Annotated in this window: 12 protein-coding genes; 9 read left to right on the forward strand and 3 right to left on the reverse strand. The window is 71.2% G+C overall.

Annotated elements, in window-relative coordinates:
* The first annotated feature begins 49 nt into the window (after positions 1 to 49).
* Positions 50 to 619, forward strand: a complete 570-nt coding sequence (locus tag OG978_RS29900) for a GNAT family N-acetyltransferase (protein WP_326768171.1) — start codon at positions 50 to 52, stop codon at positions 617 to 619.
* A gap of 243 nt (positions 620 to 862) precedes the next feature.
* Positions 863 to 2,557 carry a proline--tRNA ligase gene (locus tag OG978_RS29905; RefSeq protein WP_326768172.1) on the forward strand — a complete coding sequence of 565 codons (1,695 nt, stop codon included), beginning with the start codon at positions 863 to 865 and terminating at the stop codon, positions 2,555 to 2,557.
* A gap of 58 nt (positions 2,558 to 2,615) precedes the next feature.
* On the opposite strand, the gene OG978_RS29910 is transcribed toward OG978_RS29905, so the two are convergent.
* The 3 genes from OG978_RS29910 to OG978_RS29920 are packed head-to-tail and all read right to left on the reverse strand — an operon-like array spanning position 2,616 to position 4,589.
* Positions 2,616 to 3,518, reverse strand: coding sequence for an aminoglycoside phosphotransferase family protein (locus OG978_RS29910; protein WP_326768173.1), 903 nt, complete (start codon positions 3,516 to 3,518; stop codon positions 2,616 to 2,618).
* Between the two features lie 28 nt (positions 3,519 to 3,546).
* The gene (locus tag OG978_RS29915) at positions 3,547 to 4,065 is read right to left on the reverse strand and encodes a ferritin-like domain-containing protein (RefSeq protein WP_326768174.1); all 519 of its coding nucleotides are present in this window, start codon (positions 4,063 to 4,065) and stop codon (positions 3,547 to 3,549) included.
* Positions 4,062 to 4,589, reverse strand: coding sequence for a hypothetical protein (locus OG978_RS29920; protein ID WP_326768175.1), 528 nt, complete (start codon positions 4,587 to 4,589; stop codon positions 4,062 to 4,064). Before OG978_RS29920 ends, OG978_RS29915 begins: the two co-directional genes overlap by 4 nt.
* 177 nt (positions 4,590 to 4,766) lie before the next feature.
* Between OG978_RS29920 and rimP the strand changes: the two genes are divergently transcribed.
* From rimP to truB, 7 genes are all read left to right on the forward strand, one after another.
* A complete protein-coding gene (gene rimP / locus OG978_RS29925; RefSeq protein ID WP_326768176.1) occupies positions 4,767 to 5,273 on the forward strand; it encodes a ribosome maturation factor RimP in 507 nt (168 codons plus the stop codon).
* A 2-nt stretch (positions 5,274 to 5,275) separates the two neighbouring features.
* Positions 5,276 to 6,316, forward strand: coding sequence for a transcription termination factor NusA (nusA, locus tag OG978_RS29930; RefSeq protein WP_266427444.1), 1,041 nt, complete (start codon positions 5,276 to 5,278; stop codon positions 6,314 to 6,316).
* Between the two features lie 145 nt (positions 6,317 to 6,461).
* Positions 6,462 to 6,740 (forward strand): YlxR family protein, encoded by a 279-nt coding sequence (locus OG978_RS29935; protein WP_326768177.1) that lies wholly within the window; start codon positions 6,462 to 6,464, stop codon positions 6,738 to 6,740.
* A 147-nt stretch (positions 6,741 to 6,887) separates the two neighbouring features.
* Entirely contained in the window at positions 6,888 to 9,983 is a 3,096-nt protein-coding gene (gene infB / locus OG978_RS29940) for a translation initiation factor IF-2 (RefSeq protein ID WP_326768178.1), read from the forward strand.
* 168 nt (positions 9,984 to 10,151) lie between these two features.
* The gene (locus tag OG978_RS29945) at positions 10,152 to 10,448 is read left to right on the forward strand and encodes a DUF503 domain-containing protein (RefSeq protein ID WP_326768179.1); all 297 of its coding nucleotides are present in this window, start codon (positions 10,152 to 10,154) and stop codon (positions 10,446 to 10,448) included.
* Between the two features lie 25 nt (positions 10,449 to 10,473).
* Positions 10,474 to 10,926 carry a 30S ribosome-binding factor RbfA gene (gene rbfA / locus OG978_RS29950; protein WP_124716079.1) on the forward strand — a complete coding sequence of 151 codons (453 nt, stop codon included), beginning with the start codon at positions 10,474 to 10,476 and terminating at the stop codon, positions 10,924 to 10,926.
* Positions 10,923 to 11,819, forward strand: a complete 897-nt coding sequence (truB, locus tag OG978_RS29955; protein WP_326768180.1) for a tRNA pseudouridine(55) synthase TruB — start codon at positions 10,923 to 10,925, stop codon at positions 11,817 to 11,819. The genes rbfA and truB overlap by 4 nt, the downstream gene beginning before the upstream one ends.
* Positions 11,820 to 11,880: the final 61 nt, after the last annotated feature.

Consider the following 11,880-nt stretch of genomic DNA (forward strand, 5'->3'; position numbering starts at 1 on the left):
TGCCACCGACCCGTACCCCGTTCCCCGCCGAGGCCAGTAGGGTCGGCGCATGGCAGCAGATTCCGGGGGCGGCCCCCGCACTCCCAGCGTCCGGATCGGGCCGATCGATCTCGTTGCGCGCGTGGACGAGGCGCTCGCCGTGCAGGCCGTCGCCTTCGGCCTGGGTCCCGAAGAGGTCGAGGTACGACGCCACATCGTCCTCAGACACCTCGACCACCCCCACGCCCGCGCCCTCGGCGCCACCACCACCGACGAGCGGCTCGTCGGCTTCGTCTACGGCATGCCGAACGAACGCGGCCAGTGGTGGTCCACCGTCGTCGAGCCCTACCTCCGCGCCACCGGCTGCGTGCACTGGCTCGACGACTCGTTCGTCATCACCGAACTGCACGTTCTGCCCGAGTTCCAGAACCGGGGCATCGGGCGCACGCTGATCACCACCATCACCGACGCCGTCGACCAGCCCCGGTCCATCCTCTCCGCCATCGACACGGAGAGCCCGGCACGTGGCCTGTATCGCAGTCTCGGCTACCAGGACCTGGCCCGGCAGGTGCTCTTCCCCAGCGCTCCCAAGCCGTACGCGGTCATGGGAGCCCCGCTCCCGCTGCGTCGCAGGGACTAGTGCCCCTCCCGGCAAGCTTTGCCCCGTCGCACCGCCGGCACGCACGCTCGCGGCGTTGGTCAAAAGCCCTGGTAGCTCCGCTACAAGGACTTCCGGCCGCCTTGCGATCGCACGCACCGGACGACGCTCCTTCCGGGCAAACATTGCCGGTCACGGCACTGGCACCGCGGACAATGGATTTCCGCCCACCCGCACCGCCCGGCTAACCTCCTGCACATCACCCTTTCCGAGCAGGAGTTCATCATGGCCCAGGTCCAGCGCATGTCCCGATTGATGATCAAGACACTGCGCGACGACCCGGCCGACGCCGAGACGCTCAACCACAAGCTGCTCGTCCGGGCCGGATACGTACGTCGCACCGCGGCCGGAATCTGGACCTGGCTGCCGCTCGGCAAGAAGGTCCTGGAGAACATCACCCGCGTCGTGCGCGAGGAGATGGACGCCATCGGCGGCCAGGAAGTGCTGCTGCCCGCGCTCCTGCCCAAGGAGGCGTACGAGGCGAGCGGCCGGTACGACGAGTACGGCGACCTGCTGTTCCGGCTCAAGGACCGCAAGGGTGCCGACTACCTCCTCGGCCCCACCCACGAGGAGATCTTCACCCAGGTCGTCAAGGACATGTGCGCGTCCTACAAGGACCTGCCCGTGATCCTGTACCAGATCCAGACCAAGTACCGCGACGAGGCCCGTCCCCGCGCCGGCGTGCTGCGCGGCCGTGAGTTCCAGATGAAGGACTCGTACTCCTTCGACACCACCGACGAGGGTCTCGCCGAGGCGTACCAGCTCCACCGCGCCGCCTACATCCGGATCTTCGAGCGGCTCGGCCTCGACCACCGCATCGTCTCCGCCGTCTCCGGCGCGATGGGCGGCTCGGCCTCCGAGGAGTTCCTGGCGCCCGCCCCGGCCGGCGAGGACACCTTTGTCGACTGCCCCAGCTGCGACTACGCCGCCAACACCGAGGCCGTGACCTTCAAGGCCGCCCCCGCTGACGGCTCGGCGCACGGCCCCGTCGAGGAGCTGGACACCCCCGACACCCCGACCATCGAGACGCTCGCCGCGCACCTGGGCGTCGAGGCCTCCGCGACCCTGAAGAACCTGCTGGTCAAGGTCGACGGCGAGATCGTGGCCGTGGGCGTGCCCGGCGACCGCGAGGTCGACCTCGGCAAGCTCGGCGAGCACCTCGCGCCCGCCGTCGTCGAACTGGTCACCGCCGAGGACTTCGAGGACCGCCCCGACCTGGTACGCGGCTACGTCGGCCCGCAGGGCCTGGAGAAGGTCCGCTACATCGCCGACCCGCGCGTCGCCGCCGGCACCGCCTGGATCACCGGCGCCAACAAGGAGGGCAAGCACGCGAAGAACGTCGTCGCGGGCCGCGACTTCGAGGTCGACGACCACCTCGACGTCGTCGTCGTCGAGGCGGGCGACCCCTGCCCCAACTGCGGCGCCGGCCTCCAGGTGGACCGGGCCATCGAGATCGGTCACATCTTCCAGCTCGGCCGCAAGTACGCCGACATCTTCTCCCTCGACGTCCTCGGCCAGCAGGGCAAGCCCGTCCGCGTCACGATGGGCTCTTACGGCATCGGCGTCTCCCGCGCCGTTGCCGCCCTCGCCGAGCAGACCGCCGACGACAAGGGCCTGTGCTGGCCCCGCGAGATCGCCCCGGCCGACGTGCACGTCGTCGCGGCGGGCAAGGCGCTCCAGACCGAGCTGGCGCTCGACGTCTCCGAGAAGCTGAACGCCGCGGGCCTGCGCGTCCTGGTCGACGACCGCGCGGGCGTCTCGCCCGGCGTCAAGTTCACCGACTCCGAGCTCATCGGCGTCCCGAAGATCCTGGTCGCCGGCCGCCGCTCGGCCGAGGGCGTCCTGGAGCTCAAGGACCGCCGCACGGGCGAGCGCGAGGAGCTCACCGTCGACGAGGCGATCGCCCGCCTCACCGCCTGACACCGCGGAAAGCCGCAGGCCCCCGCGCACCGCGCGGGGGCCTGCGGCTTGTCGGCCCTCACAGCCAGCTCGCGAACTCCAACGTCAGCTCGCCCTCCTGGCGGCGTCCGACCGCCAGCGCCCGGGTCCCCGACTCCACCGCACGGAACAGTGTCCAGCCGTGCAGCCGCTCCCGGTCCACATCCAGCGAATCGGCCAGCTTCTTGATCCGCCGGCGGGCCGTCACCGGACCGCCGGGCGAGGCGATCAGATCCTCGAAGCGGTCGCGCACCAGGCGCGCCAGATCGTAGGCACGCTCACCGACCAGCGGCTCGGGACCGACCGTCAGCCACGGCGCCCGCTCGCCGGCCAGCACCTTGCTCTGGCGGAAGTTGCCGTGCAGCAGCAGAAGTTCGGGGGAGTGGGCGACCAGCTCCTCGCGCGCCGCGAGCGCCGCGGAGACCAGCGGCTCCAGGCCCGGGTCGGCCGCCGCACCGGCGCGCATCGGCTCGATACGGCGCCCGGTCCGCTCGGCGACCGTCTCGAAATCGTGCCCGGCCGGCGGCTCGACCCACAGCCGGCGCACCGTCCCCGCCGCCTCCAGCAGCGCCTTCGCCTCCGGCAGCGAGCGCAGTGACACCTCGGGGTGCAGCCGCTCCAGCAGCAGTGCGCCGGGGCCGGCGTCGATGAGCTGTACCGCGCCCCAGCCGTTCCAGTGGGCCAGCGCCGCCCGCTCCAGCTCGGGTGCGGCCCCGGGCGGCGCGACCTTCAGCGCGGCCGGTGTGCCGTCGGCACACGTCACCAGCAGGACCAGACTGCTGCGGCCCCCCGGGGCGGCGACCCGCTCCACGGTCGGCTTCCGCCCGGTGGCGGACAGCGCTTCCTCGGCCAGTGCGGGAAGCCGCGCGAGCCAGTCGGCGGCAGCATCCCCGTACGACTCGCCCAGCGCCCGCACCAGTCGCTGCGGCGGTTCGAAACCCATACGTGCTTTGTTCCCTTTCAGAGCTTCTTCAGTGCGTCGCGCCGGACCCGTTCGTCCCACCGGACCCGCGGTTCGCGCCGGAACCGGCTTCCACGGCCGTCCCCGCCTTCGCGCCGTTGCCGTCGGCGGTCCGCTCGGCGAGCCCGGGAAAGGGTACGCCGCTGCCCCGCCAGCGGACCGCACGCACCGCGGCCTCCCGCAGCGCGTCGGCGGCCTCCCGCCTGAGCGGGCCCTCAGCGGCCCGTACGAGATCGGAGTACACGCCCGCCACCCGGTCCTCCAGCACCGCCGCCAGCCGCACCGCCGCGGCCGGGTCCGGCACCGCGAACGGCAGAGCGTACGCGGCCTGCGCCGCCACCGGCTCACCGCCCAGCCCGCGCACGGTCCGCACCAGCGCGTCGCGCCGGGCCCGGTGTGCGTGGTAGGCCGCCGTGGCCTCGGACCGGCGGCCCTCGGCGACCCGGCCGCCGACCACCCCGTACCCGTACACCGCCGCGTGTTCGGCGGCCAGGGCCGCCTGTGCGGCCTTCTGTGTCCCGGTACTCATGACGAGGTCTCCTTGGCCAGTTCGGTCAGCAGATAGGCGTGGGCCGCGCCCGCCGCCGCGATCGACGCCAGCAGCCGGGCCAGCTCCGGCGGGGCCTCCATGAGGGCCGCCAGGTGCGAGTCCGCGGCACGGCGCTCGGCCGCGGCCAGTTCCCTGACGGCGGCCTCGGCGTCGGTCGCACGCGAGCGCGAGAAGGCGAGCGCCTGCCCGCCGGCCGGTGCCAGCGCCTTGGCATGGGCCCGCACGGCGGCCCGCAGCGGCGAGAGCCCGGCGGCGGTCGCCGGATGGGCCCGGATCACGTGCTCGTACCCGCCGAGCAGTTCCAGGCAGGTACGCGCGGCGGCCTTCCGGATCTTCTTCTCCGCCCGCGTCGCCGAGGCCTGCTCGGCCGCGGTCGCCGCCCCGGACCGGCCGGAGCCCTTCTCGCGCCCGGGCCCGTCACCGCAGCCGGCCAGCACCGCCCCCAGGGCGACCGCTCCCGTCGCGGTGAATACACCTCTGCGCGTCGTCCCCGTGCGCCGCACCTGTTCTCCTTCGGGCCTGGACCTGACTTGATTGGATCTGTCCTGAAGTGATCACCGCAGGCGAGCGTACCCGCGGCCGCGGAGCCGGCGGACGGCAACACCCCCCGGGACCGGATACCCTTTGACCTGACACGCGAGGATCCCCACAACAGCACACGCGGCCGAGGAGTCACCCGGATGAGCACCACCCAGAGCGAGAGGCTGCGCGGGCTGCTCGAACCGCTCGTCAGCGCCGAACAGCTGGATCTCGAAGAGATCGAGGTGTCCCGGGCCGGCCGCCGCCGCGTGCTGCGGATCATCGTGGACTCCGAAGAGGGCGTCGAGTTGGACGCCTGCGCCGAGCTGAGCCGCGCGATCTCCGAGAAGCTCGACGAGACCGACGCGATGGGCGACGACGAGTACGTCCTCGAAGTCAGTTCCCCCGGTGCCGACCGTCCGCTGACGGAGCACCGCCACTACGTACGTGCCACGGGCCGCCTGGCCAAGCTGCACCTGCGCGAGGGCGGCGAGCTGGTGGCCCGCATCCTCGCCGTCGACGAAGAGGGCCTCGACCTCGAAGTGCCGGGCGTCAAGGGCCGCAAGCCCACGTCCCGCCGGGTCGCCTTCGACGAGATCGCCAAGGCGCGCGTGGAGATCGAATTCAGCCGCAAGGACAAGAAGGACAAGAAGGAAGAGGAGGCGTAGCCGTGGACATCGATGTGAAGCTCTTGAAGGGCTTGGCACAGGACAAGGAGATCCCCTTCGACGTGCTCGTCGAGGCGATCGAGTCGGCCCTCCTCATCGCCTACCACCGTACCGACGGAAGCCACCGCCGCGCGCGAGTGAAGCTCGACGAGCGCGGCCATGTGACGGTGTGGGCGAAGGAGGACCCGGCCGACCTCGAAGAGGGCCAGGAGCCCAAGGAGTTCGACGACACCCCGTCCGGTTTCGGCCGGATCGCCGCGACCACCGCCAAGCAGGTCATCCTGCAGCGGCTGCGCGACGCCGAGGACGACAAGACGTTCGGTGAGTACGCGGGCCACGAGGGCGATGTCGTCACCGGCGTCGTCCAGCAGGGCAAGGACCCGAAGAACGTCCTGGTCGACATCGGCAAGCTGGAAGCGATCCTGCCGGTGCAGGAGCAGGTGCCGGGCGAGGAGTACACCCACGGCCTGCGGCTGCGCACATACGTCGTACGGGTCGCCAAGGGTGTGCGCGGTCCGTCCGTGACGCTGTCGCGGACCCATCCCAACCTCGTGAAGAAGCTCTTCGCGCTGGAGGTGCCGGAGATCGCGGACGGTTCCGTCGAGATCTGCGCGATCGCCCGCGAGGCCGGTCACCGCACCAAGATCGCGGTCCGTTCGACCCGCTCCGGGCTGAACGCCAAGGGCGCCTGCATCGGCCCGATGGGCGGCCGGGTGCGCAATGTCATGGCCGAGCTGCACGGCGAGAAGATCGACATCGTGGACTGGTCGGACGACCCGGCCGAGATGGTCGCCAACGCGCTGTCGCCCGCTCGGGTGAGTCAGGTCGAGGTCGTCGACCTCGGCGCCCGGTCCGCCCGGGTCACCGTGCCGGACTACCAGCTGTCGCTGGCGATCGGCAAGGAGGGGCAGAATGCCCGCCTGGCGGCCCGCCTCACCGGCTGGCGCATCGACATCCGTCCGGACACCGAGACCGACGCCGAGCGCGACGTCGCGGACCGGGAGCGGGCGGAGCGGGCCCGCGAGCGGTCCGAACGCCGCTGATCCGGTGCCCTGCGGGGCGCTGATCCGGTGCCCCGCGGGGGGCTGCCGGGAATATTTCTCAGCGGCATGCCGCTGAGATCACGACAACATCCGTTCGATTTTTGCCCCAAAGGGGTGAGGTCGGTGCGGGGAGGTAGACTTAGCCGTGTCTGGCCGGACGCACGCCCGCGCTTGCCCTGAGCGAACCTGTGTGGGATGCCGGGAGCGGGCGGCCAAGAGCGAGCTGCTGCGCATCGTCGTGGACGAGGACGTTTGTGTCCCCGATCCTCGCGGTACGCTGCCCGGCCGGGGTGCTTATGTACACCCCGCCTCCGTCTGTCTGGACCTGGCGGTTCGCCGCCGGGCCTTCCCCCGGGCCTTCAAGGCCAAGGGGCCGTTCGACCCCGCCGCAGTGCAGCGGTTCGTCGAGCGGGTGACACCGTAAGAAATGAACGGCACGGGACCCCGTGCGGTCAGGTACCTCGCGAGTTGGAAGTAGGTCGAGATTGCGATGAGCACTCGATGAGTACGCGATGAGTACGCCCATGAAGTAGCGACGGTCCGGCGGTAACCCGGACCTAAAAGGAGCGAAGTGGCTAAGGTCCGGGTATACGAACTCGCCAAGGAGTTCGGCGTCGAGAGCAAGGTCGTCATGGCCAAGCTCCAAGAACTCGGTGAATTCGTCCGTTCGGCGTCCTCGACGATCGAGGCGCCGGTTGTACGCAAGTTGACTGACGCACTGCAGGGGCCCGGCGGCAACGCCGGCAAGTCCGCTGCCAAGCCTGGCGCGCCCCGCAAGGCGACGCCCGCAAAGCCCGCAGCGCCCTCCCCGGCCGCTGCGGCACGTCCTGCTGCCCCGAAGCCCGGCGCCCCGGCCCCCAAGCCGGCCCCCGCCGCTCCGGCGAGCAGCACCCCCGCAGCGCCTTCCGCGCCGTCTGCAGGCCCGCGTCCGGGCCCGAAGCCCGCGCCCAAGCCCGCTCCGGTGACCCCGGTGCCCGCCGCCGAGTTCTCGGCTCCGGCTCCGGCCCAGCAGGCTGCCCCGCAGCAGCAGGCCCCGCGTCCCGCGGGTGCCACCCCGGGGCCCCGTCCCGCCCGTCCGGCCCCGGCCGGCGGTCAGCGCGATGGTGGCCAGCGCGACGGCGGCCGTGGTGGCGAGCGCGGCGGCGACCGCCCCGCACGTCCCGCAGGCCAGGGTGCCCCGCGCCCCGGCGGCGCACGTCCGGCCGGTCCCCGTCCGGGCAACAACCCCTTCACCTCCGGTGGCTCGACGGGCATGGCCCGTCCGCAGACACCCCGTCCCGGCGGCGCCCCGCGTCCCGGTGGCGGCCAGGACCGTCCGGGCGCCCCGCGTCCGCAGGGCGGCCCCGGTGGCGCCCCGCGTCCCCAGGGTCAGGGCGGCGCCCGTCCGACTCCGGGCGGCATGCCCCGTCCGCAGGCTCCCCGTCCGGGCGGTGCCCCCGGTGGTAACCGTCCGAACCCGGGCATGATGCCGCAGCGTCCCGCTGCGGGCCCGCGTCCCGGTGGTGGCCCCGGCGGTGGCCGTGGTCCCGGTGGCGGCGGTCGTCCCGGCGGTGGCGGCGCGGGCCGTCCCGGCGGCGGTGGCTTCGCAGGCCGTCCGGCCGGTCCCGGTGGCGGTGGCGGCGGTTTCGCCGGTCGTCCCGGTGGCGGCGGTGGCGGTGCGGGTCGTCCCGGCGGTGGCGGCGGCTTCGGCGGTCGTCCCGGCTTCGGTGGACGTCCCGGCGGCCCCGGTGGCCGTGGTGGCACACAGGGTGCGTTCGGCCGTCCCGGCGGTCCCGCGCGTCGTGGTCGCAAGTCGAAGCGGCAGAGGCGCCAGGAGTACGAGGCCATGCAGGCCCCGTCGGTGGGCGGCGTCATGCTGCCTCGCGGCAACGGACAGTCCGTCCGTCTGTCGCGCGGTGCCTCCCTCACCGACTTCGCGGAGAAGATCAACGCCAACCCGGCGTCGCTCGTCGCCGTGATGATGAACCTCGGCGAGATGGTCACGGCGACGCAGTCCGTCTCCGACGACACCCTCAGGCTGCTCGCGGACGAGATGAACTACGTCCTCGAGATCGTCAGCCCCGAGGAGGAGGACCGCGAGCTGCTCGAGTCCTTCGACATCGAGTTCGGTGAGGACGAGGGCGGCGAAGAGGCCCTGGTCTCCCGTCCGCCGGTCGTGACCGTCATGGGTCACGTCGACCACGGTAAGACCCGACTGCTGGACGCGATCCGCAAGACGAACGTCGTCGCGGGCGAGGCCGGCGGCATCACGCAGCACATCGGTGCCTACCAGGTCTCCTCCGAGGTCAACGGCGAGGACCGCCGGATCACCTTCATCGACACCCCGGGTCACGAGGCGTTCACCGCCATGCGTGCCCGTGGTGCGAAGTCCACCGACATCGCGATTCTCGTGGTGGCGGCGAACGACGGTGTGATGCCCCAGACGATCGAGGCGCTGAACCACGCCAAGGCGGCCGAGGTGCCGATCGTGGTCGCGGTCAACAAGATCGACGTCGAGGGCGCCGACCCGACCAAGGTGCGCGGTCAGCTCACCGAGTTCGGTCTGGTGGCCGAGGAGTACGGCGGCGACACGATGTTTGTCGACATCTCCGCCAAGCAGGGCCTCAACATCGAGGCACTGCTGGAGGCCGTCGTCCTCACCGCCGACGCCTCGCTCGACCTGCGGGCCAACCCGGAGCAGGACGCGCAGGGTATTGCGATCGAGTCCCACCTCGACCGCGGCCGCGGTGCCGTCTCGACCGTCCTCGTCCAGCGCGGAACGCTGCGCATCGGCGACACGATGGTGGTCGGCGACGCGTACGGCCGTGTCCGGGCGATGCTCGACGACAACGGCAACAACGTCGAGGAAGCGGGTCCGTCGACCCCCGTCCTCGTGCTCGGTCTCACCAACGTCCCGGGTGCCGGCGACAACTTCCTGGTGGTCGACGAGGACCGTACGGCCCGTCAGATCGCCGAGAAGCGTGCCGCCCGTGAGCGCAACGCCAACTTCGCCCGCAAGGGTGTCCGGTTCTCCCTGGAGAACCTGGACGAGGCGCTCAAGGCCGGTCTGGTCCAGGAGCTCAACCTCATCATCAAGGGCGACGCGTCCGGTTCGGTGGAGGCTCTCGAGTCCTCGCTGCTCCAGCTCGACGTCGGCGACGAGGTCGACATCCGGGTCCTGCACCGCGGTGTGGGTGCGGTCACCGAGTCGGACATCGACCTGGCGACCGGATCCGACGCCATCGTCATCGGCTTCAACGTCCGCGCTGCCGGGCGTGCCCAGCAGATGGCGGAGCGCGAGGGCGTCGACGTCCGCTACTACTCGGTGATCTACCAGGCCATCGAGGAGATCGAGGCGGCCCTCAAGGGCATGCTCAAGCCGGAGTACGAAGAGGTCGAGCTCGGTACGGCGGAGATCCGCGAGATCTTCCGCTCGTCCAAGCTGGGCAACATCGCCGGTGTGCTGGTCCGCTCCGGCGAGGTCAAGCGCAACACCAAGGCGCGCCTGCTGCGCGATGGCAAGGTCATCGCGGAGAACCTCAACATCTCCGGTCTGCGCCGCTTCAAGGACGACGTCACCGAGATCCGCGAAGGCTTCGAGGGCGGTATCAACCTCGGAAACTTCAACGACATCAAGATCGACGACGTCATCGCGACGTACGAGATGCGCGAGAAGCCGCGAGGCTGATCCACGGGGAATTCCGGGGGGAAGCCCCCGGGCCTCTCTTCAACAGTCGGGGCCGGTCGACGGGTCGTATTTCCGTCGATCGGCCCCGGCCGTTCCGTGTACGGTTCTGGTGTCCCTGCCAAGCACTGGCGGGGCACGAACCCGAACCGGCGGGACATCCGGACATACATGTATGTGGGGACACTGTCCTTCGATCTGCTTCTCGGCGACGTACGGTCGTTGAAGGAGAAGCGCTCCGTCGTCCGTCCGATCGTCGCCGAGCTCCAGCGCAAATACGCGGTGAGCGCGGCGGAGACGGGCGGTCAGGATCTCCATCGCAGGGCCGAGATCGGCCTTGCCGTGGTCTCCGGTGACACCGGACACCTCACAGATGTTCTGGACCGGTGCGAGCGGCTGGTGGCCGCACACCCGGAAGTGGAGCTGCTGTCCGTACGACGGCGGGTACACAGCGACGAAGACGATTGAGCAAGGCGAAGAAGGAGACGGACCAGTGGCCGACAACGCGCGGGCGAAGAAGCTGGCGGACCTCATCCAGGAGGTGGTCGCCGAGAAACTGCAGCGCGGTATCAAGGACCCGCGTCTGGGTACGCACGTGACGATCACGGACACCCGGGTCACCGGTGACCTGCGGGAGGCCACGGTCTTCTACACGGTCTACGGCGACGACGAGGAGCGGGCGAGCGCCGCGGCCGGTCTGGAGAGCGCCAAGGGAATCCTGCGGTCGGCGGTCGGAGCGGCGGCGGGGACGAAGTTCACCCCCACGCTGGCCTTCGTGGCGGACGCCCTGCCGGGCAACGCCAAGGCCATCGAGGACCTCCTCGACCGGGCGCGCGCCTCGGACGCACGGGTGCGCGAGGCGTCCTCGGGCGCCACGTACGCCGGTGGTGCCGACCCGTACCGCAAGGCGGACGACGAGAACGACGAGGACACCGCCTCCGAATGACACCGCAGAAAACGCCGGACGGCCTTGTCATCGTCGACAAGCCGTCCGGCTTCACTTCGCACGACGTCGTCGCCAAGATGCGCGGCATCGCACGGACCCGCCGGGTCGGCCACGCCGGCACCCTGGACCCGATGGCGACGGGTGTTCTCGTGCTCGGTGTCGAGAAGGCCACCAAGCTGCTGGGCCATCTCGCACTGACCGAGAAGGAGTACCTCGGCACGATCCGGCTCGGCCAGAACACCATCACGGACGACGCGGAGGGCGAGATCACCTCGTCCACCGACGCGTCCGGTGTGACCCGTGACGGCATCGACGCCGGGGTCGCGGCCCTGACCGGACCGATCATGCAGGTGCCGTCCAAGGTCAGCGCCATCAAGATCGACGGCAAGCGGTCCTACGCGCGGGTGCGCGGCGGCGAGGAGTTCGAGATCCCGGCCCGGCCGGTGACGATCTCGTCCTTCAACGTCTACGACGTCCGCCCGGAGGTCGCCGAGGACGGCACACCGGTCGTCGACCTGGTCGTCTCGGTCGTCTGTTCCTCGGGTACGTATATCCGCGCGATCGCCCGGGACCTCGGCGCCGGGCTCGGCGTCGGCGGGCATCTGACCGCGCTGCGGCGCACCCGGGTCGGGCCCTACGGCCTGGACGCGGCACGGACGCTCGACCAGCACCAGCAGGAGCTGACCGTGATGCCGGTGGCCGAGGCCGCCGCCTCGGCCTTCCCCCGCTGGGACGTGGACGAGAAGCGCGCCAAGCTGTTGCTGAACGGCGTACGGCTGGACATGCCGGCCTTCCCGCCGGGACCGGTCGGCGTCTTCGGGCCCGACGGGCGGTTCCTGGTCCTCGTCGAGGAGCAGAAGGGCAAGGCCAAGAGCCTCGCCGTCTTCGCCTGACGGGCGGACCGGGGCTCGGGACCCCATCGTGGAGCGGGCGGGGCATTCCCTGCACCCGCTC

The sequence above is a fragment of the Streptomyces sp. NBC_01591 genome, from assembly GCF_035918155.1.
GTDB lineage: Bacteria > Actinomycetota > Actinomycetes > Streptomycetales > Streptomycetaceae > Streptomyces.

Excerpts from the sequence above, each read along its gene's own strand:
- OG978_RS29900 (WP_326768171.1), top strand. The coding sequence starts at position 50 with ATGGCAGCAGATTCCGGGGGCGGCCCCCGCACTCCCAGCGTCCGGATC.
- OG978_RS29905 (WP_326768172.1), top strand. The coding sequence starts at position 863 with ATGGCCCAGGTCCAGCGCATGTCCCGATTGATGATCAAGACACTGCGC.
- OG978_RS29910 (WP_326768173.1), bottom strand. The coding sequence starts at position 3,518 with ATGGGTTTCGAACCGCCGCAGCGACTGGTGCGGGCGCTGGGCGAGTCG.
- OG978_RS29915 (WP_326768174.1), bottom strand. The coding sequence starts at position 4,065 with ATGAGTACCGGGACACAGAAGGCCGCACAGGCGGCCCTGGCCGCCGAA.
- rimP (WP_326768176.1), top strand. The coding sequence starts at position 4,767 with ATGAGCACCACCCAGAGCGAGAGGCTGCGCGGGCTGCTCGAACCGCTC.
- OG978_RS29945 (WP_326768179.1), top strand. The coding sequence starts at position 10,152 with ATGTATGTGGGGACACTGTCCTTCGATCTGCTTCTCGGCGACGTACGG.
- truB (WP_326768180.1), top strand. The coding sequence starts at position 10,923 with ATGACACCGCAGAAAACGCCGGACGGCCTTGTCATCGTCGACAAGCCG.